Source organism: Flavitalea antarctica (assembly GCF_054461535.1).
In genome coordinates, this window is the sequence record NZ_JBTLQG010000026.1 from 1 (window position 1) to 23,460 (window position 23,460).

The window sequence follows — 23,460 nt, forward strand, 5'->3', positions numbered from 1 at the left end:
TAATATCGGACCGATAACGAGCGACCGGCTACTGATAGCAATATTTGGTGGTATACTTATAGGCACCGGTGTAGGACTTGTGATCAGAACCGGTTGTGTAATTGATGGGGCAGAAGTAATAGCTGTGTTTACACAACGGAAGACCGGCTTTTCCAATTCCGAAATCATTATGGCCATGAACACCGTTCTTTTCGCAGCGGCTGCCATTCAATTCGGCATTGAGACAGCTATGTATTCCATCATCACATATTTTACGGCTACAAAGGCAACAGATTATGTTGTTGACGGTATAGAAGAGTTTACTGCAATGAATATTATCAGTTCGAAGCAGGAAGAAATAAAATGGCTGCTTGTAAATGATCTTGGAAAGGCCATAACTGTTTACAAAGGCGAAAGAGGTTATCTCCCCGGGTCTTTTGATATAAAGTTTGACTGCGAGATCATTGTCACCATTGTAACCCGCCTCGAGATAAAGAGGATCCAGGAAGCACTGGCAGTTGTAGATCCGGCGGCTTTTGTATATGTACAAAGCATTAAGGAAGCCAGCGGTGGTATACTTAAACCAAAGGCCCATGCTAAATAAACCGGCAAGCCGAACCAGTTAAGCAGAAATGAAGATTGATAAAAAGAAGCGGAGAGTGACAACTCACTCTCCACTTTTCTCTAAGGATTTGTCGAAAAAATACTTGCTTCTTTTACAAATACTCTCCGATGTAGCTTTAGCTGAGCGATCAGCAGTTCCGCGAAATCTTCGGGATGCATAACCCGGTCCGGATCGCCTTTTATCAGATCGGCGCTGTATGCAAGATCAGTTACCACTGTGCTTGGCGCTAAAGCAGTGACACGGATATTGTGCTTGCGCACTTCCTGCATAAGGCTTTCAGAAAGACCAAACACAGCGAACTTAGATGCACTGTACGCACTGGTGTTTGCTGCACCGGATTTGCCGGCAGTCGATGAGATATTGACTATGTCACCGGTCTGTCTCTCAATCATAGAAGGCAACACAGCTCTCGTGGTATAATACACACCAAATACATTGATCTTTATCTGCTGTTCCCAGATCTCAGGTTCGAGATCCATGAATTTTCCGAAAGTGCCGGTACCGGCGTTATTGATCAGGATGTCAATATCACCGAGGGCGTTCCTGATTTGCAACACCGCGGTCTCTACCTGCCCGCGATCACTTACATCCGCGGTGGCAAAGGCAGCATTCACTCCCATGGCTTTTATCGCCGCCGCTACATCAGCTATATCTTTTTCTGTACGGGCGATCAACCCGACATTCACTCCTTCAGCTCCAAGTGCCATCGCAATTGCCTTCCCGATGCCTTTACCTGCACCGGTAACTAAAGCTGTTTTGCCTTTCAAACTTTCCATTATTTATTATAATTGTTTTATGTGGTCATTGCACTCAATTTTAACATCCGACTAATTGTTTTTACCCGGCAATGTATTTGTCTCAGTGCTTGCTTAATTTATCGGCAACGAGTTTGTCCAGGTACCTGACCAATTTACCCTGTAATGTTTTTGTCCCAGTACCTGTTCAATAGGAATTTTGTAACCTGTTCACAAGTATGACCAGGAGTTCATCTGCGGCCTCTTCTGATGAGGCCGGGTTCTGGCCGGTGATTAGCAGGCCATCTCTTACTACATAGGAAGACCAATCTTCTTTTTTGGAATATAGTGCTCCCCTTGCCTTGAGTTCATCTTCAAGCAAAAAAGGTACAACATCTGTCAGGTTAACCGCTGCTTCTTCAGAATTGGTGAAACCTGTTACTCTCTTACCTTTCAGGATAGATTCGTTATTCTGCAGCTTTACGTTCAATAAGACAGCAGGTGCGTGGCATACTGCTGCAACCGGCTTACCGGCCTGGAGGAATTCTCCAATCAGTCTTATGGATGTGGAGTTATTTGTAAGATCCCAGAGCGGACCATGTCCACCGGGATAGAAAACAGCATCAAACTGGTCAGCTGTTACTTCGTCGAGTTTTTTGGTGTTTGCAAGTTCCTGTTGCAATTCGGCGTCCTTGTCAAAACGCCTCGTTGCTTCTGTCTGTGCGTCGGGTTCGGCGCTTTTCGGATCAATAGGTGGTTGTCCACCCTTCGGAGAGGCAATGGTAATATTGGCTCCGTTATCTTTCAATTTATAATACGGGGCAGCGAACTCTTCAATCCAAAACCCCGTTTTTTTGCCTGTGTTACCCAGTTCGCTATGGGAGGTCAGGACCATTAAAATGTTCATAACAAAAGTTTTTTATGATGATGAAATCTGATCAGCTATACTTTACAACAGGCTGCAGATAATGTTCTCCTGTTTTAGCAATTTTTGTTTTTGTGTTTGAAGGATGACCAAACAATGACAAGGTGAGATTGCCGGATCATACTAAATCCCTCTTCAGTTTTCTTTCTGAAATTTCTTCAACTGATCTTCATCAGTAAGGTTAAGCCTGAGAGGAGTTATAGAAGTATAACCGTTTTCAACGGCCCATCTGTCAGTGCCCTCTTCAGCGGGTCCGAGGGGAATAACGGAAAACCAATAATGTTTTCGTCCCATTGGATCGATTCCGGGCACAATCTCGTTGTCATACAACCTTACCGATTGGCGGGTCCATTTTATGCCCTTAGGTGCAGGCGGGAAATTTACATTGAATAAAAAGAGTCCTTCAAGCTTTAAGAGGAGGTTCAGCGCTTCATCCACGAACGGGGCAAGCGCCCTGAAGTCGGGTTCTTCTTTACCGACCGGAGTACTGAAGGCGATGGCCTTTATGCCTAATAATACGGCCTGTTTCGCCGCCGCCAAAGTGCCTGAGTGCCACATGGCGTTGCCGAGATTTGGCCCCATGTTGATCCCCGAAAGCACTACATCTGTCTTCGCGAGGTGAGTACCCAGTGCCGCACAATCTGCAGGCGTTCCATTAACTTTAAATGCCTGTACGCCCTCAACAGGAATATTAGCTTTCTTATAAGATATGGGGAGATGTGTAGTGATCGCATGGGAAGCGGCCGAACGCTCAACATCCGGGGCCATAACCCTTACTTCACCGAATCTCCTGGCTGATTCCGCCAGGGCAGCAATTCCCGGGCTATATATGCCGTCATCGTTTGTTATAAGGATATTCATAACATTTTAGCCTACAAGATTGTGCCAGCTGATAACCGTGTGGCACAGTTTTTCATCGTAGATCATTACACTATACCTATTGGCATGCAAACAATACAGATTCTGCACAATCCTGGTGCCGGTGACGAAAAATATAACAAGGAACACCTTGTGGAGATGCTGGAAAAGAACGGCTATCAATGTACTTACCTTTCAACCAAACAGGATAAATGGAAAAATTTTGACTCCGATGTTGATGTATTGATAATTGCCGGGGGAGACGGGACCGTACGAAAAGTTGCGGGGCAGATCCTGAACAGGAAACTGCTTGACAAACCAATTGCGCTTGTCGTTTTACCGCTTGGCACTGCAAATAACATCGGAAGATCGCTAAAATTGAGTACTAACATCGAGGACACTCTCAGTTCCTTCCATAATTATGCTTCAAAAAGTTTTGATGTTGGCCGTGTATATAACGTAACAGGGGCAGAATATTTCCTTGAAAGTTTTGGCTTCGGTGTTTTCCCTGCGCTGATCGAGCAATCAAAAAAGAAACCTTCTAAGCCAGACGAAGAGATGCCATTGGAAGAAAAAATCCGTCTTGCGAGAAAACGATTGTATGATATTGTCATGTCTTATGAACCGGTATTTTGCAGGCTGGAAATTGATGGCAAAGAGTATACAGGAAAATATTTGTTATTAGAAGTGATGAACACGCCTTCTTTTGGACCGAGGCTGAACCTCTCCCCGGATTCGGATCCCGGAGACGGATTTTTCGAGGTCGTGATGGTACCGGAAGATGACCGGCAAAATTTCTTAGACTACCTGGAAGGAAAGATAACAGACCACGATGAAGTCTATAATATAGAAAGGGTAAGAGGAAAACATATAAAGATCAGCTGGGTTGGCAACCAGGCGCATGTGGATGATCAGTTTATTGAACTCGGGAATGGAACAGAGGTAAAGATCAGGTTAAGAAATGAGTTGCTGTCATTTTTAACTCCTGGTTAATCGACGTCGGGAGTTGGAATATTATTTTTTCCGTTTGCAGAGGATAATACCAGATAACCTGCAATGCCGGCAATTATCGAAGAAATCAAAATAGCAAACTTGGATTCGGTCTGAAGGGAAATATCATCATAGGAAAGCAGTGCTATAAAAATTGACATCGTAAAACCGATTCCCCCCAGCAATCCTAATCCGATAATATGTCTCCAGTTAGCGCCGGTTGGCATTGCTCCGGGATTTAATTTAACAACCAGCCACGAAACCAGGGTGATCCCAACAGGCTTACCAAGCAGAAGCCCGGCCATAATACCGAGGCCCACATCACTTATCAATCCCCCGACCATGCCAGCGCTGATATGAATATTTGTGTTTACAATGGCAAAGACAGGCATGATAATAAAGTTTACCGGCCTTGTCAGTAGGTGTTCCAGTTTTTCAAGGGGAGATTCAATGGCAACTTTATTTGTTGGTAACGTTATAGCAGTAAGCACTCCTGCGATGGTAGCATGTATACCGGAATGATGTACAAAATACCACATCAGTGCCCCAGGCAAAAGATAAGCCCACAAAGATTTAATGTTAAGCCGGTTAAAAACAAACATCACTGCGAACAGTCCACCGGCTATCAACAGGTTTTGTCCATCGAGGCCCGAAGAATAAAACAGTGCTATAACAAGAATGGCAATCAGGTCATCAACAATGGCAAGGGCAGCAAGAAAAATTCTGAGAGAAGTTGGTACACGGTTACCCAGCAACGACAGTATGCCGATGGCAAATGCAATATCGGTTGCCATAGGTATTCCCCAACCGGATATCGTTGTACGATTGTAATTGAACAGTGAAAAAATCAACGCGGGAAGAATGGCGCCACCAAATGCTGCCAGCACCGGCAATGAAGCTTTGTTGAGAGAAGATAATTCTCCTTCAACCAACTCGCGTTTGATCTCAAGACCTACCAACAAAAAGAAGATTGCCATCAAGCCATCATTGACCCATAATAATATAGGATACTTCAGATGAACAGCACTGTTCTCAAAACCGATTTCATGCTCCAACAAGGCGACGAAACTTTCGTTCAGCGGAGAGTTTGCTACGATCAGCGATAAAGCAACACTGCACAATAAAATTATCCCACCAATGGCGCCCGAACGTACAAACTCGCGGAATACATTGTAGTTGATCTCTAACTTCATGTGTTACTGATTTATTTTCACCATCCCTGCCCGGTATCATATCCTTGAAATAAAGGTGCAATGATAAGTGATCTCAAGTGTAAAGCGACTCAGGTGTTCATTGTCTGCCAAAACATAATATGGAAGCAAAAATTTCCCACAAAAAAATATTTTGGAATTCTGAATTATATCGTAATATTGCGATATGGGATTAACGAAATCAGAATTGTTTTCCAAACAGCAAAATGAGCTGGCGAATATCGCGAAGGCACTGGGACATCCGGCCAGGATCGCTATCCTCCAGCACCTTGTGAAAAAAAATGCCTGCATTTGCGGCGACCTGGTAGAAGAACTTGGGCTGGCGCAGGCAACGACTTCACAACATCTCAAAGAATTGAAAAATGCCGGTATCATTCATGGCTCGATCGAAGGTGCCAGTGTTTGTTACTGTATAGATCCAAAAGTCTGGAATCGCTACCGGGAATTATTCAATGCTTTTTTCAAGGAAATTATCCCTGCCAGCAACTGCTGCTGATGGCAAAATCGGCAACTTTTCTTTTCGTCCCGTCGTAATCAGGAATACCAATCGCATCGCCGACAAGATGAGGTAATGCCATATTAAAAACTATTTTTTTGGATCATATAATCGTAATATTACAATAACATTTCTAAAATTCTTTTTATGCAAACGCACGAAGAACTAAAAACACTTGTCAAAGAAAAGTACAGCGAGATAGCGCTGCAGGACAAAATGGAGAACCAGTCATCATGTTGTGGCTCAGGCGGATGTTCAACCGAAGTGTACAACATCATGAACGAAGACTATACCCAATTGGAAGGTTATGCTGCTGATGCGGACCTTGGCCTTGGCTGCGGATTGCCTACCCAATTTGCAAAAATAAAAAAAGGTGATGTAGTTGTTGACCTTGGCAGTGGCGCAGGTAATGACGCGTTTGTGGCAAGGGCTGAAACCGGAGAAACCGGATCGGTCATTGGGATTGACTTCACGCCCGCAATGATAGAAAAAGCAAGAAAAAATGCAGCGAAGCTTGAGTTCTACAATGTTGAGTTCCGCTTAGGTGATATTGAAAATATTCCTGTTGCAGGAGGTACGGCTGATGTGGTGATCAGTAACTGTGTACTCAACCTCGTGCCTGACAAAAAGGCTGTTATGAAAGAGATTTTCCGGATCTTGAAAACTGGTGGACATTTTAGTATTTCCGATATTGTATTGGTGGGTGAACTGCCTGCCAGGTTAAAATCTGCTGCAGAGATGTATGCGGGTTGTGTTTCCGGCGCGATACAAAAACAGGAATATCTTGACCTGATATCACAAAGCGGATTTGAAAACATTACGCTTCAAAAGGAAAAATTGATCTCAATACCTGACGATATCCTGCTGAATTATTTATCTGCTGAAGAAGTTGAGGAATTCAGGAGAAGTGATGCGGGTATTTATAGCGTAACGGTGTTTGCACAAAAAGGAGAAGCTAAAAATTGCTGTGCGCCAAGCTGTTGCAATTGATAAAGCTGCTACACATGTTGCAATTAAAGGAGCTGTCAACTTGTTGCAAAAAACACTTTGCACTTGCAGTAACACCTTTTAAAGTTGTGGCCGTATTGCCGTTGAATTTGTGGCAGTATTACCTTTGAACCCGTTGCAATATTCTCTTTGCACTTGTTGCAGTATTACCTTTGACCCTGTTGCATTAATACTTTCAAGCCTTGTCAAATTACATTACAGTCTTATAAAAAAAAAGATGAAAAAAGTATTGGTCTTATGCACCGGCAACAGTTGCCGCAGCCAGATTGCCGAGGGCTATCTGAGACATTTCGCTGGAGATCAGGCGGTCATATACAGTGCTGGAATTGAGACTCATGGTGTAAACCCAATGGCAGTCGCCACGATGAAGGAAGATGGTATTGACATTTCGGCTCATACTTCCAACAATGTCGACGAGTATCGTGACATTGATTTTGATTATGTTATTACGGTATGTGATAATGCGCAGGAACGCTGTCCATATTTTCCGGCTGGTGCAAAACGTTTCCATCAAAGCTTTCGCGATCCGGCAAAAGCCACGGGCACGCAGGAACAGATATCAGATGAATTCCGAAAAGTGAGAACCGAGATAAAAAACTATAGCGCTGATTTCGTTAACAGGATACTTTCTGATCGTGGATAGAATGTGAGCAATTATTCTGACCTGGCAGGTTTCAAAAAGCGGCATCATTTTTATGTATGATGGGTATTAATCATACTAAACACTCTTTTATGTCAGAACAAAACAACGCCAATACAAATCCTAAACTCCAGGAGTTCTTCGTTACTTCTCTCCAGGAAGTGTATTGGGCAGAAACACACCTGGTCAGCGTATTGACCACGATGTCCCGAGCAGCCACAGACCCAGGCCTGAAACAAGCGTTTGACCTCCATGCTGAGCAAACACAGCAGCACAGGGAGAGACTTGAACAAGTATTTAACCAGTTGAATCTGACAGCGCAAGCTGCCCCAAGTATAGGCCTCCAGGGATTATTTGATGAGGGCTGGCAGGTTATTGACAGGACCGAGGATGGAACTGCTTTACGCGATGCCGCGTTGATAGTGGCAGCACAAAAAGTTGAGCATTATGAAATTGCATGTTACGGAAGCCTGATCACGATGGCAAAAACCATCGGGCAACCCGAGATCGCCAAAATCCTGGTTCCTACACTTAACGAAGAAAAAGAGACAGACGCTGCGTTAACAGCTGTTGCAGAAGCCGGAGTTAATGAGGAAGCGGTTGAAGAGAAGCCCAAAAAATCTTCAAAAAAGACAAAGACTCAAGAATCAGAGCTACAGCAAGTTAGCGAAGACGGAACTTCAGAAAAACCAAAAAAATCTTCCGGAAAAGGAAAAGCCAAAGCCAAACCTTAGGCTGAAACAACCAACCCTTTAGACAAAAAGTTTTTAATCAGTTGAAGGTAGATTTTGATTTGGAGTGCCGCAGGTTTTCAGAGCCTGCGGCTTTTTTATTTCAACCATTGTCTTCAAAGCCTGGATAAAGTGTCATACCGCCATCAACATAAATGGTGGTTCCGGTTACATAATCGCTTTGATCCGAGGCAAGCCAGATTGCCACCTGGGCAACATCTTCGGGGTCGCCGATTCGTTTGTATGGGATCAATTTCATCAGTTCCTTCTTTTTTTGTTCGTCACTCCAGACCACCCGGTTAATGTCTGTAGCAATAGCGCCGGGTGAAATGGCGTTCACGCGTATCTTTTGCGGCGCAACCTCCAAAGCAAGGGATTTCATCAACATCAAAACTCCTCCTTTTGATGATGCATAATTCACATGACCCGACCATGGTATGATATCATGTACCGAACTCATAAAGATGATCTTGCCTTTTGCTTTTGATTCGGGTGTGACAGCAGGTTTTGTCTGGAAATGTCTGACAGCTTCTCTTGCGCACAGAAAGTGTCCGGTCAGGTTCGTGGATATTACCTTGTTCCATTGCTCAATGGTCATATCGATAAATGAATTGTCTTGCTGGAGACCGGCGTTCGCAACCAGTACATCGAGATCAGGAAACGCAGTGATCGCCGTTTCAAACATAGCCTTTACCTGTTCTTCATCACTAACATCTGCTTTCAACACAATTCCTTTGCCTCCGCCCTCTTCGACTGCCTTCAACGTCTTTTCAGCACCGTCTTTATCGCTGTGATAGTTGACAATTACATTTGCACCCAGCCTGCCAAAAGCAATGGCTATCCCCTGGCCCAGCCCTGAGCTGGCGCCGGTAACTAAAACGGTTTGTTTGTTATTTGACGCTGTCATTTTATTTTTATTTTGCTCTTCCATTATCATACCGTATGAATGATGAGGTAAAGAAAGTTACAAGATCCCATCAGGATGATGTTACAAAAAATTGGCTGCCTCAAAGAGACAGCCGTTGGGTGTTTGATGGTTAAGGATTTAGCGGTAAGTTCAATTCTGACTGCATCGATCAAAAAGATGCTATTCAATATTAACGATTTCAATAATGATGAAAACAGAAGTTGACCAGAATCAATCGATGAATCATAACTTTCGGTTGCTTTTTCGTGTATGCGGCCGAGACTTACTAACTTAGAACCGGGCAAGTAGCAATTACATTACATGAGCCGTGTTCCTTTATGAATCAAGATATGCAAATCACATACGAACCTGAAACGGAAAGTTCTGTAAGGATTTGTTTCGGTACCAGTATAGATGAAATGATCCTCCGGCATATCACATCAACCAACGAAGCGCTTCATCATAAACCATTTCCCGGTTTTATTGGGTCAGTCCCAGCCTATACTACCCTTACCGTTTTTTATGATCCTTTGCTGGTGACAGCAAGGATTGAATCAGACGAGCTCTATGCGTTTCAAAAAGTGATCAGCTACCTGAAACAAGTAACAGCTTCATTAAGCCAGGCTTCGGTTACAACGGAGCAACGAGTCATCCTGATACCGGTGTGTTATGGTGGCAGTTGCGGACCTGATATAGAAGATGTAGCGGAGCATAACAAACTGCAGGTTGATGAGGTAATACGCCTCCACGCTGAAACGATTTACACCGTTTATATGGTTGGCTTTCAACCCGGGTTTCCATACCTCGGTGGCATGAATAAAAAACTTGAAACACCAAGACGGCTCCATCCCAGGAAAATAGTCCCAGGCGGTTCTGTTGGTATTGCCGGTGCACAGACGGGCATCTATCCACTGGCATCACCGGGAGGTTGGCAATTAATAGGCCGCACACCGATGCCACTGTTTGATCCGCTATCAAGCTCACCTGTTTTACTCAGGGCTGGCAACCGCATCCGGTTTTCAGCGATTTCTTACGCCGAGTTCCGGTATCTCAGTTCAGAAGGATAGACGTGTTATAATGTTCGAGCAATTGATATGTAAAATGAAGCGATGAAATTAAAAGTTACCAGGGCGGGCATAGCAACAACAATACAGGACCAGGGCAGAACCGGGTACCGTGATATTGGCGTACCCGTTTCAGGTGCAATGGACCGGTTTGCATCACGAATGGCTAATCTCCTGGTTGGAAACGAGATGGCCAGCCCGGTACTGGAGATAACTTACGGTGATGTATACCTGAAAACAGAAACAGATGTTTTGATTTCATGTTGTGGTGATGGCAGCAGGCTGTTTGCTGATGGGTCCGGACTTGCATTTTGGAAGACGCTGTTTATTCCTGCCGGCATTGAACTACGATTCGATACCGCAGTAACCGGATGTCGGACCTATCTGGCTATCGCCGGTGGGTGGCAGGCAAAAAACGTAATGGGTAGCTGCAGCACTTACACCCCGATCCGGATAGGGGGATTGGATGGTGGTTTAATCAAGGCTGGTGATACACTCCACGCTGAACCAAAGATCAGCGTGATTGCAATGACCATGATCTCGATGCTATCGGGCCAAAGAATTAACTTTTATGATTGGGGCATCTACCCTGGCAGCCTGGTAAATTATCATTCAACCGTGATAAGAGTGATCAGACATTTTGAGTATGACTGGTTTGATGCCTTCTCGCAGGAGGCGTTTTTTGCAGATGAGTTTTCACTGAGTGTTCAGTCGAACCGCATGGGTTATCAACTGGATGGCGAACCACTTACACAGCGTTCTTTCCGGCAATTGTTATCCACTTCGGTGAGCATGGGTACCATACAGGTTACAACAGCCGGGATCGTGATATTGCTTATGGCCGATTGCCAGACAACCGGGGGATATCCGAAGATCGCGCAGGTTGCGGCGGTTGATATACCGGTCTGTGCGCAACTAAAACCCGGAGATAAGATCAGCTTCAGGGAAATCACCATGCAGGAAGCAGAGACAGCATATATCAACCTGGAAAAAGATATCAGTTGCCTCGCCAGGGGGATCATCCGACGTGTTGTTGGTAATCCCAGGTTCCGTGATCAGGACTCAGTAATTAAAACCTGAAGTTGGTAAGCATTGATTGTATGCCAATGTATGTCATGGCCGTTACCACGAGGATCCCGACTGCTGTCATCCATTTCGGATGTTTATAATCCCCGATAATTTCTTGTCTGTGAGCTGCAATCAGCATGATTGTTAATGCGATCGGAAGTATCAGACCATTTACAGCGCCCGCCAGCAATAACAACTTAACAGGCCTGGGATTGAATAGGAAAACGACCGTTGAGATCAGGATGAAAATAATGATAAGCTGCCGGTAATACCTATCCAGCAGTGGATGAAAACTTCTTACAAAAGAAACTGATGTATATGCTGACCCCACCACCGAGGTGATTGCTGCACTCCATAATACGATCCCAAAAAGTTTATAACCGATTTCCCCTGAAGCTATTTTGAAAACCGATGCTGTTGGATTTTCCTTGTCCAGCAGACCGCCCCCGGCTACTACACCGAGTGAAGCGAGAAACAACAAAATCCTCATGATACTTGCGAGGCCGATTGCATGCATAGAACTTTTGCTCACTTCAGCAATATGTGCCTGCCCTTTTATACCGGCATCAATCAACCGGTGCGCACCTGCGAAAGTAATATAGCCACCAACGGTGCCGCCCACCAGTATGAGGATAGCCTGCAGATCAGTTTTAACAGGAATAAAAGTTTCCCTGATCGCCTGGAGATAAGGTGGCCTGGATTGCCAGGCCACATACAGTATAAGCCCGATCATAAGCAGGCCCAGGATCTTTGTTGCCAGGTCCATCGCCCTCCCCGCCTCTTTAAACACGAAGATGGCTATACCTATCACACAACTAATAATGGCTCCTGTGCTGGTATCAATACCAAACAATACATTCAGACCGAGCCCGGCACCTGCTATATTACCAATATTGAAAGCAAAGCCACCAAAGACTATTAGTAACGCCAATGCATAGCCGAGGCCTGGAAAAACCGAATTTGCGACGTCCTGTGCCCTTCTCTCCGAGACCGTTATGATGCGCCAGATATTTAATTGAGCGGCAAGATCCATTAACACGGAAATCAGGATAACAAATCCAAAACTTGCGGCCAGCCGTTCTGTAAAAACAGTGGTCTGGGTCAGGAACCCCGGGCCTATTGCCGAAGTAGCCATTAAAAATGCAGCGCCGGTTAAGATCCTGGAGTCAGAGATGCGCAAAGCAGTTATCTATTATAAGTGATGAGTAATTCATGTTCCGAAATTCATGCTTTTTATCGTGACGTTCGCTTTAGAAAGGCCCTGGTATATGGCTTTTACAAACTCCAGGGAATTTGGATGATCGCCATGTATACAGATGGTGTCTGGCTGCACAGCAATCTTTGTTTTACCTGAAGAGATAACAAAATGATTTTCCACCATGCAGATAACCTGGGTAAGCGAGGCTTCCTGGTCAGTGATCAATGCACCCGGTTGTGATCTTGGTGTGAGAAAGCCTTGCGGGCTATAGGTTCGGTCTGCGAAAACTTCATTAGCCGTTTTCAGACCAAGATTTTTGCCCGCATGAATTAGCTCAGAACCGGCAAGACCATACAATATCAATCCATCGTCAAAGTCTGTTACTGCCCGGGCAATTGCTTCCGCAAGCTGTTTGTTTTCCGCTGCCATATTGTACAATGCGCCATGAGGTTTTACATGATGAAGCCTGCCACCGGCCGCTATCACGAATGCGGCAAGGGCACCGACCTGGTATAGCGTCAGTTGGTATACTTCGGATGGTGTAATTACCATGTTCCTTCTGCCAAAACCTTCGCGATCCTGGAAGCCGGGATGGGCACCGATCGCCAGGTTATTTTTTATGGCAGCCGCTACCGTGTACTCCATCATACCAGCATCGCCGGCATGAAATCCGCAGGCTATGTTAACCGAAGAAATATATCGCATCAATTCTTCGTCGTGGCCATTCCGGCTGTTGTCCGCATTTTCGCCCATATCACAATTCAGATCAACTTCAATCATTTTTCCAAATCTTCACATCAAGATAATGGTTTATCATAAATGAGATCCTGAAATATTGATGGTAGCGGTCATTTCTAATTGATCCGGTTAATAGATAAATGTCGCAAGTGAGTAGTCGTCTGTCAACATGGGAACTGTGACATTAGCAGTTGGTGATCTGTTAAAATGGGAAGTCAGAGTTTCGCAGTTGTTCGTCCGTTAAGATGGGAACTCAGAGTTTCGCAGTTGGTCGTCCGTTAAGATGGGAGCTCATAGTTTCGCGGTTGGTGGTCTGTTAAGATGGGAGCTTAGACTTTCGCCGTAGGTCGTCTGTTAAGCTTGAAGATTAGCATTTCGCGGTTTCCGATCCAGTTTCAGGTAGATAATTACTGCAAGCATTGCTGACAGCAGGGCCGAAAGCAACAGGATCAACTGGAGCGCATCTGCGAAGGCTGATTTCGCAATCGTCATCATTACTTCACCGTCCTGCCCGAGCTTTTCTGCTTCCTCCAGAGCTGCTCCGAGTGTATCTTCGGCAGCATCCACCGCCGTGGCAGGAAGAGAGGCGGGCAGCTCCTGTCCAAGCCGGAATCGATACAGCGCCGTTCCGATACTGCCGAGAATGGCTATACCTAAAGCTCCGCCCATCTCTGCACTTGTTTCTGAAATTGCAGAAGCGGCACCTGTTTTTTCAGGCGGTGCTGAGTTGAGGATAAAATCGGTGGTCAGGGTAAACACCGGGGCCATGCTTATTGAAGTGATCACCGAACCAATCACGATTACGAGCAAGGGTGGCAAGGTTTCCAATTGAGTCATGATCGCATAACCTATAGCGCCAAATACAAATCCGATTGTCATTAGCCTAACGGGTTTCATGTATTTGATGAGAACCGGCGTTAGCAGGGATCCGATAATAAAACCGATGGTCCAGGGCAGCATCCACAAACCGGCCTGCAAGGGTGAAAGACCAAGTACCATTTGAAGATATTGTGCGAGGAACACGCTACCCCCGAATGACACAAATGCCCCGGTCATATAGGCGAGTAATGAAACACTGAAGGTGGGAATCCTGAATAGTTTAAGGTCGATCAGCGGCACCGGGATCTTATTCTGACGCCTGATAAACACAAACGTAAAAACAAGCCCGATAAGAATACTGATAATCGCTTGCAGGGTAAGCCCGTCTTCTGCGATCTTTTTTAATCCGAATATGATGGCTAGAATGGCAATGATAGATTGTCCTGCACTCAACAGATCCAGTTTGCCTGCATTCGGATCTTTATATTCAGGCAAGAGCAACGGTGCGGTAATCAACAACAGTATCATGACCGGAACGCTGATCAGGAAAACTGATTGCCACGAATAATGATCCAACAAAGCACCTCCAACCAATGGACCGATCGCCCCTCCTATTGAGTAACTCGTGATCCACACACCGATGGCAAAAGTGCGCTGCTTCTCATCGTGAAACATATTCCGGATGAGTGAGAGTGTGGATGGCGCAACAGTGGCACCTGCCAGACCAAGTAATGCGCGCGCAAAGATCAGCGTGAAGGCATTTGTAGAAAATGCTGCAAGAACCGAGGTGATTGCAAAAAATGCAGCACCAATCATCAACAACTTCCGGCGACCGATTTTATCACCGAGCGTACCCATTGTGATGAGCATACCGGCAACCATAAAACCATAGATATCGATGATCCAAAGTAACTCGGAACTTTTTGGCTTCAGGTCTGCACTGATATGCGGTATAGCGAGATTTAATACAGTAAGATCCATAGCATAGACTATGCATGGAAGTGCTATAACGAATAGTCCGATCCATTCTTTCCTGGTTGCCCTGGCGGGCACGGTATTGTCCATGAGATCAGTTATTGACTCACAAACTTAATTCAAAGGAAATTTTGGTGAAGGGTGCAGATCAGACAATCCTGAGGCGTGATCACGACAGATCAATGCAAAGGATTGTCTCACCTCTGTATTATATCATCAGGCCGGTACCAGATCGCGGCCCACTTTATTACCCGCAGCTTTTACAAGATTTTTTACATATTTCCTTAAGGAAGTCCGTCCACGTGTCGGGCAATCTGCCATTTCATAGTTCTGCTGAAGAATAAACTTCGTCATATTCGCCATGGCCACAGCTGCCTTCTGAGAGAAGCCCATCTTTTCCAATGTAGGAATCCACTGCGACTGTGGCGTTTCAACAGCTTCAATGCGTTTGTGTAACATTTCACTGAATGCTTCTGCTACTTCTGCAGGTGAATAAGGTTCAGGGCCCTCCACGAAATGCAGGCCGGTTTCGGTTACAGGTGCCATCATCAATTTAGCCGCAAACTCGCCGATATCGGATGGCGCAGCCATAGGAATCTTGAAGCCTACAGGATAAAGAGAGCGCACCATACCCGTTTTCTTAGCGAGTTCAAGCTGCATGTCCCAGTTGCTCATGTAATAAGCACCCCGGATTATACACACAGGAATGTTCAGGTCCTTTAGTCCCTGTTCCATGTCATATAATACATTCAGATCGCCGGTGTCTTCACCGGGATGAGCTCCATATGTTGATTCTGCCACTACTTTTTCTATGCTGGTATTCTGCAAGGCACGAAGCATGGATTGCAAGGTCTTGCGTTCTTCTGCTACAACATCAGTATCGGGTGGTGCCGGCGGATTTAGAAGGAATACTCTTTTTCCTCTTTTGAAGACTTCGTGAAGTGCTTTACAATCGTTTACATCAACAATGGCCACCTCAGCTCCTTTCTGTTTCCATTCTTCCCCTTTTTCTTCATTCCTGGTGATGATAAGGACTTTTTCTCCCTTATTAAGTAACGTCTCCGCTACGGCAGAACCGATATGCCCTGTTGCTCCTGTAATGATGTGCATGATTGAAGGTTTTGATAGTTATTGAAGATGACTTGAAGATGAGCTTAACCGGGTTCAATGATTGTGCCACGATGAAATGAATATATTCGTATAAGAATTTTCACTTATGCGGTTTTATATTCTCTTCAAAACCTGTGTGTTGATCTGCCTGGGAGCCCAGGCTCAGAAAATGGATTCTGTGGTAAATGTGGTAAGGTATCCGCAGGAAATGAATATCGCATACTCTCAACTGTATGTCTTAAATTCAGATATCGGCGATATTACCTTTTTTGACCAGGGACATCCTGATAAACGCCAGTACATCTTAAACGCCAATATCATTCCCAATTTCTATATTACACCGAGAAAGTGGCGATTCAATGTGGTACTGACACCAATAGTGCGTGTGCGAATTATCGCTAACCAAAAGTCTCTGCCTGTACGAACGCCGAGTTTTAATCCGGGCGGCCAGATCTACTTCCCGCTTGATCGTACAAAACTTACGGATTATAAATACCTGAGTGTTGGGTATTATCATCATAGCAATGGCCAGGATGGGCCGCCGCTGGACTCAGCTGGAAATCCTAACTTATATAATGGGAACTTTGTTACCAATTACATGGTTGCGAATTATCATTTTGGAAAGATCACAAACCGGCAAAACAATTACCTGAGGCTTGGCCTTGAAGCGCATACCGGCTTGATCAACACTGGTGACGAACCTGCATATCGTGACCGGTTCGGGAAGTTCAGGTTAAACTATCACTATGGCTACACGCGGTTTGCCAGGATCGTTAATAAATTAATGGATGGAGTTGTTCAACAGGGGACCGAAGTGACCGAAGAAGAAAAATTTCGGGTGGTGATCAGTGGGATGGTCATCCTGGAAGACATCGATGCCAAATGGAACCAATACTTTAATGCAGAATTGAAGCTTTACCGTAAGATCCAGGGTAGTGAAAATGCTGCTTTTTTTGGCTCAGTCGGTTATATGGGACACGACTATTACAATATATACTTTTATCAACCCTACCCTTTCATCCGTATTGGGCTTGCAGCGAGCAACGCGTTTTTTTATAACCAGCGATTCAGGAATCAACAGCGGAAAGTGGAGCGGATGAATAAGACTTTGGGGAAATAACAAATCATCCGTTCTTAAAAATAACAAGCCCGGAGATCCTTGTTCGGACCTCCGGGCAGGCACTATCGCGGTTTTATATTACACTTCCGAAACTAAATGCGGAGATGATGACAACGATATCTATTAGTACACTGAGGATCAGCACAGGTATGGTAATTTTTGTCGGCATTGCCGCAAGGTTGACAATCAGCGACATTGTCATAGCAACCATCGCAGTCATAAACAGCAACAGGTTCATGCCGGTGAAAGCGACCATGATAACGGTCAGCGGTGTCAGGAAACATCCGTGTCCTGCGATTGATATCCCAAGCCATAACAGCCTGCTTTCTTCCTGGCCGGCGGTCCAGGCAGAAAACCTGGTTAATAAAGATGGTTTTGCGTTATAAGATAATGCGGGTTGAAATTGTTGATTAATTGAACTATGCATGTGTTTGAATTTTGTAGCGTAAAATTCAAACATTTACTGTCCCCTGTTCATGATCATCGTCCGGTAAAAACATGATTGTTATCAGCCGGCTATTTGACTTGCGTCACATCCCGACATTTTTACTCGTTGCATTTCCCGGATTCATGTAGGTAATAAAATAATTTCCAGTTCATCAATCCAGGATTCTGTTTTCGGTATTTATGGGGCCAGGATTTTAATTAACGGTCCTCATCGATTCGAGATCTTAATTTTCACTCCTTATCGATTCGAGATCTTAGTTATGAACTTAATTGATCCGGAATCTTAATTTCTGATCATAATCGATTCGAAATCTTATTTGCCTGATAAAACCTTCGGAGTTTTTCCTTCAACACCAGGCATAGAGAGCCCCAGTACCTGGGAAATATATGGAGCTATATCAATAAGATTCATTTCTTCGATAACGCTGTTTTTCTTTATTCCCGGACCCACTGCTACGAAACCTGTCCTGATCTCACGATGGTCAGGGAAGTGACCATGGGCGCCACCTTTACTCCTTGGCTTCACCGCATCGCCTGTCATTGCATTGCCAATTGACGCGCCGTTCAGAGCCGTGATTGCAAAAGCAGCTTCAGGATTAGCACCCGCTTTGTCAAGTTCTTTCCGGTCGACAATTCTGAATAGTTTTTTTTCTTCTACGGGAAGGTTATTGAGCATAGCTTTTACCTGGTTGGCTGTTTTTGTATCATTTTTATCTTTCAGATAAAGATAACCGGATCCGGACACTGAATAGAACTGGGCTTTCCATTCGCCTTTCTTCACATCAGTGATAAGACCTTCCCTGATTAGCCAGACATTCGGACTTACAGACGTTGTTACATCATTAAAACCATGATCACCTGTAACTATAAAAACTGTCTTGTCCCAGATACCTGCTTGTTTGATGGCATCAATAACTATGGCCAGACTGCTGTCTGCATGTGCTATTGCTGCACTTACTGCCGGGCCTTCACGGCCACTCTGATGAGAATAATGATCAACCCCGAAAAAGTGTATTGTCATCAGGTTTGGCTTCTGCTTCCTGATGATGTAAGCGGCAATATTTGCCACGTTGCGGTCTTTACCGTAGTCAATGCGCGGCGAATCATTAAAAAGATTTTTTTTGAGTTCAGCCACTATGCCTGAAGGTACTGCGCGCTGTTCCCGGTTCGTTTCACCCATGCTGCCAACATCTGAGATATTGATATCTATCGGGGCATCAGCTGATACCGGCCACATCAACGCTGCAGTTTTCAGCCCCTTCGCTTTTGCGGCGGTCCAGAGTGTAGGCACTTTGATGGCACTATCTTCCCAGTATATTTTACCTGTGGATCCATTTGGTTCGAACATTCCATTGAAGTAGATACCATGTTTTGCAGGTCTCACACCAGTTACAATACTGGTGTGCGCCGGATAGGTCATCGAAGGGAATACACTGTTTACCCCTTTTGCATGAACCCCATCCTTCATTAACGCGGCAAGGTTTGTGGTATTCCAGGATTGGTCAAGATAATAGTCGGGTCTGAACCCATCGATGGTGATCAGGATAACATGTTCCGCTTTCTGAGCGATTCCGGCAAATGAAACGAGAAATAAACAAGCAAACAGGCAGAGCTTTTTCAAGAGAGATGTTTTAGACATGAAAGATGTGGTGAACTATGAGTGATAAATTTCCCGGGTATGAATTAATGAATGGTGATTGGACTGATTTATTAATGACTTACTAATTGATGAATGATATGGAATTCAAATTATGTGTAATGTCCAATTATTTTGAATCAGCAATTTAACTTAATGTTTTTTTAATGCTGAGAAGGCGGAAGCTCATTTGAAATTCTTATCAGCTGATCAAAAATTTTTCTTTGTCCGTCCTGGTCATTTTTTGGAAATTGATTCCATAGTTCCGTACTTAAAAAAACTTCATTGGTTGAAAGGTTCCATGTGCCTGGAACTTCGAGATCCGGCTGATGTTGGATGGCAACAGTGACTGGTTCTGTCTCTCCATTGGGAATAAAAATAATTAGCCTGCGCATTTGTTAATCACAAAAATACGAATCGCCGGCATCATGCTCTTAGAACATCTTTTCACCATAGCAAATCAGCGATGAGCACTTTTAACACAAATTATTTGTTATGACCATTTTTCAAATATTTACTTATTTCAACTATTTGCTATCATTTAATTTGATGGCAAATTGTTTATACCCCAATTCATATTTGGCTGCGGGCCCATTTCCAGGATCAGCTTACCACCTTTCAATAACTCTGCCGCGGGGAACCAGAAGGCATCCAGTTTTTTTCCGTTCAATGTTGCAGACTGGACATATTTATTAAACCTGGAAACGTTGATGGCCTCTATGTCGAAGCTTTTACCCCTGCCATATTTGTTTCCCAGGTCAATAGTGACCTTAGAAAAGATCGGGCTGCCGATCTCATAAATAGGATCTATGCGCGTACCACCATCCATCTGGAACAATCCGATGGCTGACATGATGAACCATGCGCTCATCTGGCCCTGGTCCTCGTCACCGAGGTAGGCATTGGCAAGTCCATACCCGTAATACCTGTCCACGATCGAACGACTCCACTGCTGGGTGAGCCAGGGCTGTTGTACCCAGTTAAACAGGTAAGCAAAATGCATGGATTGCTGATTACCCTGGATAACCGGGTAATCCCAATAGGCATCGTTAGGAGCATTGTAGCGCCATTTTTCTGACTCTACAAATCCCCAGGCGAGCCGCGTTTTAAATCTATCCACTCCGATGGCTTTAGCAAGCCCGGGCACATCCTGAGGAACAAAAAATGTCAATTGCCATGCGTTGCCTTCAACATAGTGTTCATTGGCGCCAGACTTAAACGGATCGAAATCAGGGAACCAGGAACCATCTGATTTGCGGAGGCGCGCATAACCAGTTTCCGGATCGATGGCATTTTTCCACCAAAGTGATCGTTCTGAAAACTCCTTATATTTTTCGCTTTTACCGAGGGCCTTTGCGAATTGTGCTACCGTCCAGTCGTCATAGGCATACTCAAGTGTATTGGAAAAACGACCTTTATCATAAGGCACATATTTATATTTCATGTAGGTGTCAAAGTCCTGGTTGCCCGCGAGGCCGCCCCCAACTCTTGTTTGCTGTGTCGATACCGTTTTCTCAATCGCAGTAAATGCTTTCTCTGCATCAAAATCCCTGATGCCCATCTGGTAGGCAGCAGTGATCAATGGCACTTCGTGTTCTGCCACCATCACCGGTATATATTCCATACCTGCCGGACCCTTGGCGAGCCACCCGTTTGCATCATACATGGCGAGCTGTGACTTTACCCATTTGGAAGACCATTCAGGTGTCACCAGGTTCCAGAATTGATTGAGGTTCCAGAATGTGTTCCAGAAAGCATCGCAACCAAGGGCAACGTCACCGGCACCTTTCAGTTGCTGTATCTTTTCTGTAGCATCCACCCATTTACCATCAACATCACTGAAGATGTTGCGGCTGCAGATCCCGCGGTACATATTTGTATAGAAACGAAGCTTCTCACGTCTATCATTAGTCGAAATGTTCACCCTGCCTAATAGTTCATTCCATACAGTGCGTTGATGTTGATATACCTTTTCAAAGCTCCAGCCAAAGGGCTTCGAAATTTCTGTCTCCAGGTTTTTTGAAGCGCCTTCAATACTTACAAAAGATATTCCCGTGCGAACCTGCACAACAGGATTCGTCCTGGTATCAAACTCCACATACGCGCCGGCATCTTTTGCGTCCTTCACTTTGATAAGATCACCGTTTCCTGTTTCATCATTTTTCCAGGTCCCGAATTTTTTGATTGGCTGATCGAATTCTATTACGAAATGAACAATATAGTCATTAGGAATTCCATTCCACACATCGGGTGTAAGTTGCCGGCTAAATCCTTCTATGCGGTAGTCACTGATCTTTTTTAGTTCTATTTCGGGTAACTGGTAATGATATTCCGCGGGAGTTTGCAGATCAATCATGATCCTGGAGTCTGTCGCTTTCGGATAAGTATATCGCTGAAAACTGGCCCGCGTTGTAGCGGTCAGTTCCGCTTTGATATTGTAATCTGTAAGATGAACCCGGTACATGCCAAGGGGCGCTTCTTCGGTTGACTTGTCAATGGCAGAACGATAGCCTTCGCTCTGGCTGCCTCTTGGGCTGCCTACCTTTGTCTTTAATGGACCATTCACCGGTAACATGCCCAGGCCACCCATGGTCCATTCATGAATATGACTGAAGGCACCAATCGTTTCAAAAGTTGGATCATAACCAGCCTGCCAGCCGTCTTCCTGGTTATCGGGGCTGATCTTAACCATGCTGAACGGCATCCAGGGACCGGGTGCTATCATCCACCGGGAGTGAGCGGTCCCGATACGCGTGTCTACATAGTCGGCGTATGTCGCAAGCCGCTGCGGAGATCGTGAAACGATACCTGAGTCGATCACAAGTCCATCAGACAATACCTCATAGCTGCTCTTTTTTAAGACGGCAGTCGCGGGCATTGGAACTTCAAACTGATAACGACCCGTTTCAAGCTTTTGTTGGAAAACCGGTTTTCCATCGAGCCGGACACTAACAACAGGTTTTCCACCGAGATGTTCCAGGTCAAGTAATAGTGGCTGAATTCTTTTTCCTCCTTCATGTAATTCGTAGTCCGCTGCTTTCGCTTCCCTGGCATATACGTTGGCAGGAACCCGCACCGCTATAATGACGGGTCCTTCCAAACGTATATTGTCGAATATAAGCCACGAACCATCCAATGATGTTATCGTTATTTCGTTTCCGCCGGAATGCAATTGTCCCGGCCGGATCGGGATCTCTAATATTTTTTCCTGCGGTATAAAGGCTGAATCAGGCAACAAACTGCCAGATGAAGCTTGAGGAAGATTCATGACAGTTCCTTTTCCGTTTATCGTGACCTTAACAAGCGGTGGTACATTGACGTTATACCCCAACAGGTCTATGACAAGTTTTGCTTCACCCTGCTGTTCTTTCGCCGGAACTTTATCAAGCTGAAAAAGTATGGTTATCAGGTGAGATCTTATCCCGGACGTTGGCGCTGTTCCGCCCCATTTGTCTTTTGGTCCAGGCAAAACATAGGGAAAATCTTTGCCTGGTTTCGAATAGCCTATGATATAGTTCCGGTCCTCCCATCCAAAATCGTGTTCAAGAAACTGTTTGTATCCCGCTGGTGCGAGGGCCAGCCCGGATGATTGGTTATCAGCCTTACCTATCTCCCAGATGACTTTGTTCTGGGCTAGCGCACTCATCGTAACGAAACAGATAAGTGTCAATGCATGAAGCCTGATAAACCTGTTACACTGCATTTGGAAACAAATTTTACGATCGATTTCCGGGAACTGGCGAAGAAATAATCCCGCCGGAAATGTCACAAACTATATGTACATACATTTATACATATCAAATCTAGTGAAAATGCTGATAGACGGAAGTTTTTTTGGGAACATGATCACTCAGACTAATCAGCACTCAGAATAATCGGAAGCGAACCGGCCATTTACAGCGTACAACTTATCTATCCTGATATCGAGTTCTTCATTAAGTTGCATCCATTGGAAGCCGTCTTTTTCAAATACAGCGGTGATGAGGCCATTTGCTCTCGTCACCCCATTATCTTCGTATAAAACGCCTGCCTGTTGCTTGTTTTTGTAAAGCTCAACCACCTGGGGATAAAAGCTTCGTCCGACGGGATTGGTATCTCTGACATCTCCCTCCATAAATAATCATTTATCACAAAAATACGATTCAATTACCGGTCGGTCATCCTGATAACAAGTGTTGATG

23 protein-coding genes are annotated in these 23,460 nt (G+C 44.8%); 9 read left to right on the forward strand and 14 right to left on the reverse strand.

All coding sequences use genetic code 11. The annotated features are described in order from the left end of the window. The coding region (locus tag ACX0G7_RS19420; protein WP_458925183.1) for a YitT family protein at window positions 1–583 on the forward strand (583 nt) is incomplete at its 5' end. Window positions 584–663: 80 nt separating this feature from the next. Here ACX0G7_RS19420 and ACX0G7_RS19425 read toward each other — a convergent pair. The 3 genes from ACX0G7_RS19425 to surE form a co-directional block, all read right to left on the reverse strand. After that, a complete protein-coding gene (locus tag ACX0G7_RS19425; protein WP_458925184.1) occupies window positions 664–1,380 on the reverse strand; it encodes a 3-ketoacyl-ACP reductase in 717 nt (238 codons plus the stop codon). A gap of 166 nt (window positions 1,381–1,546) precedes the next feature. Next, a complete protein-coding gene (locus ACX0G7_RS19430) occupies window positions 1,547–2,245 on the reverse strand; it encodes a type 1 glutamine amidotransferase domain-containing protein (RefSeq protein ID WP_458925185.1) in 699 nt (232 codons plus the stop codon). A gap of 153 nt (window positions 2,246–2,398) precedes the next feature. Beyond that, the gene (gene surE, locus ACX0G7_RS19435; RefSeq protein ID WP_458925186.1) at window positions 2,399–3,124 is read right to left on the reverse strand and encodes a 5'/3'-nucleotidase SurE; all 726 of its coding nucleotides are present in this window, start codon (window positions 3,122–3,124) and stop codon (window positions 2,399–2,401) included. 84 nt (window positions 3,125–3,208) lie between these two features. Here surE and ACX0G7_RS19440 point away from each other — a divergent pair, with 84 nt between their 5' ends. Next, window positions 3,209–4,114 carry a diacylglycerol/lipid kinase family protein gene (locus ACX0G7_RS19440; protein WP_458925187.1) on the forward strand — a complete coding sequence of 302 codons (906 nt, stop codon included), beginning with the start codon at window positions 3,209–3,211 and terminating at the stop codon, window positions 4,112–4,114. On the opposite strand, the gene nhaA is transcribed toward ACX0G7_RS19440, so the two are convergent. After that, window positions 4,111–5,304, reverse strand: a complete 1,194-nt coding sequence (nhaA, locus tag ACX0G7_RS19445; RefSeq protein ID WP_458925188.1) for a Na+/H+ antiporter NhaA — start codon at window positions 5,302–5,304, stop codon at window positions 4,111–4,113. The genes ACX0G7_RS19440 and nhaA overlap by 4 nt on opposite strands. A 184-nt stretch (window positions 5,305–5,488) precedes the next feature. Between nhaA and ACX0G7_RS19450 the strand changes: the two genes are divergently transcribed. The 4 genes from ACX0G7_RS19450 (at window position 5,489) to ACX0G7_RS19465 (ending at window position 8,200) form a co-directional block, all read left to right on the forward strand. After that, window positions 5,489–5,818 carry an ArsR/SmtB family transcription factor gene (locus tag ACX0G7_RS19450; RefSeq protein WP_458925189.1) on the forward strand — a complete coding sequence of 110 codons (330 nt, stop codon included), beginning with the start codon at window positions 5,489–5,491 and terminating at the stop codon, window positions 5,816–5,818. A gap of 147 nt (window positions 5,819–5,965) precedes the next feature. After that, entirely contained in the window at window positions 5,966–6,808 is an 843-nt protein-coding gene (locus tag ACX0G7_RS19455; protein ID WP_458925190.1) for an arsenite methyltransferase, read from the forward strand. Between the two features lie 235 nt (window positions 6,809–7,043). Continuing rightward, window positions 7,044–7,469 carry an arsenate reductase ArsC gene (locus ACX0G7_RS19460; protein ID WP_458925191.1) on the forward strand — a complete coding sequence of 142 codons (426 nt, stop codon included), beginning with the start codon at window positions 7,044–7,046 and terminating at the stop codon, window positions 7,467–7,469. An 89-nt stretch (window positions 7,470–7,558) separates the two neighbouring features. After that, window positions 7,559–8,200 (forward strand): YciE/YciF ferroxidase family protein, encoded by a 642-nt coding sequence (locus ACX0G7_RS19465; protein ID WP_458925192.1) that lies wholly within the window; start codon window positions 7,559–7,561, stop codon window positions 8,198–8,200. A gap of 100 nt (window positions 8,201–8,300) precedes the next feature. Here ACX0G7_RS19465 and ACX0G7_RS19470 read toward each other — a convergent pair whose 3' ends face one another. Beyond that, entirely contained in the window at window positions 8,301–9,104 is an 804-nt protein-coding gene (locus ACX0G7_RS19470; RefSeq protein ID WP_458925193.1) for an SDR family oxidoreductase, read from the reverse strand. Between the two features lie 350 nt (window positions 9,105–9,454). Between ACX0G7_RS19470 and pxpB the strand changes: the two genes are divergently transcribed. Both pxpB and ACX0G7_RS19480 read left to right on the forward strand, forming a co-directional pair. Beyond that, the gene (gene pxpB / locus ACX0G7_RS19475) at window positions 9,455–10,171 is read left to right on the forward strand and encodes a 5-oxoprolinase subunit PxpB (protein WP_458925194.1); all 717 of its coding nucleotides are present in this window, start codon (window positions 9,455–9,457) and stop codon (window positions 10,169–10,171) included. Between the two features lie 42 nt (window positions 10,172–10,213). Further along, on the forward strand, window positions 10,214–11,248 hold the full coding sequence (locus tag ACX0G7_RS19480; RefSeq protein WP_458925195.1) for a 5-oxoprolinase subunit C family protein: 1,035 nt from the start codon (window positions 10,214–10,216) through the stop codon (window positions 11,246–11,248). On the opposite strand, the gene ACX0G7_RS19485 is transcribed toward ACX0G7_RS19480, so the two are convergent. The 4 genes from ACX0G7_RS19485 to ACX0G7_RS19500 all read right to left on the reverse strand — a co-directional run bounded on the left by ACX0G7_RS19485 (window position 11,238) and on the right by ACX0G7_RS19500 (window position 16,076). Beyond that, entirely contained in the window at window positions 11,238–12,416 is a 1,179-nt protein-coding gene (locus ACX0G7_RS19485) for an NRAMP family divalent metal transporter (RefSeq protein WP_458925196.1), read from the reverse strand. The genes ACX0G7_RS19480 and ACX0G7_RS19485 overlap by 11 nt on opposite strands. A gap of 30 nt (window positions 12,417–12,446) precedes the next feature. Further along, entirely contained in the window at window positions 12,447–13,214 is a 768-nt protein-coding gene (locus ACX0G7_RS19490) for a 5-oxoprolinase subunit PxpA (RefSeq protein ID WP_458925197.1), read from the reverse strand. Between the two features lie 312 nt (window positions 13,215–13,526). Further along, window positions 13,527–15,056 (reverse strand): MFS transporter, encoded by a 1,530-nt coding sequence (locus ACX0G7_RS19495; protein ID WP_458925198.1) that lies wholly within the window; start codon window positions 15,054–15,056, stop codon window positions 13,527–13,529. 126 nt (window positions 15,057–15,182) lie between these two features. Then, window positions 15,183–16,076 (reverse strand): SDR family NAD(P)-dependent oxidoreductase, encoded by an 894-nt coding sequence (locus tag ACX0G7_RS19500; RefSeq protein WP_458925199.1) that lies wholly within the window; start codon window positions 16,074–16,076, stop codon window positions 15,183–15,185. Between the two features lie 106 nt (window positions 16,077–16,182). On the opposite strand from ACX0G7_RS19500, the gene ACX0G7_RS19505 reads away from it, so the two are divergent. After that, window positions 16,183–17,196, forward strand: a complete 1,014-nt coding sequence (locus ACX0G7_RS19505; protein WP_458925200.1) for a hypothetical protein — start codon at window positions 16,183–16,185, stop codon at window positions 17,194–17,196. A gap of 73 nt (window positions 17,197–17,269) precedes the next feature. On the opposite strand, the gene ACX0G7_RS19510 is transcribed toward ACX0G7_RS19505, so the two are convergent. The 5 genes from ACX0G7_RS19510 to ACX0G7_RS19530 form a co-directional block, all read right to left on the reverse strand. Continuing rightward, entirely contained in the window at window positions 17,270–17,623 is a 354-nt protein-coding gene (locus tag ACX0G7_RS19510; protein WP_458925201.1) for a hypothetical protein, read from the reverse strand. 333 nt (window positions 17,624–17,956) lie between these two features. Next, window positions 17,957–19,264 carry an alkaline phosphatase family protein gene (locus tag ACX0G7_RS19515; RefSeq protein WP_458925202.1) on the reverse strand — a complete coding sequence of 436 codons (1,308 nt, stop codon included), beginning with the start codon at window positions 19,262–19,264 and terminating at the stop codon, window positions 17,957–17,959. A gap of 179 nt (window positions 19,265–19,443) precedes the next feature. Continuing rightward, the gene (locus ACX0G7_RS19520; protein WP_458925203.1) at window positions 19,444–19,674 is read right to left on the reverse strand and encodes a hypothetical protein; all 231 of its coding nucleotides are present in this window, start codon (window positions 19,672–19,674) and stop codon (window positions 19,444–19,446) included. A 146-nt stretch (window positions 19,675–19,820) separates the two neighbouring features. Further along, window positions 19,821–22,982: a GH92 family glycosyl hydrolase gene (locus tag ACX0G7_RS19525; RefSeq protein WP_458925204.1), complete on the reverse strand. Its 3,162-nt coding sequence runs from the start codon at window positions 22,980–22,982 to the stop codon at window positions 19,821–19,823. Between the two features lie 156 nt (window positions 22,983–23,138). After that, window positions 23,139–23,393, reverse strand: a complete 255-nt coding sequence (locus ACX0G7_RS19530; protein ID WP_458925205.1) for a hypothetical protein — start codon at window positions 23,391–23,393, stop codon at window positions 23,139–23,141. Window positions 23,394–23,460: the final 67 nt, after the last annotated feature.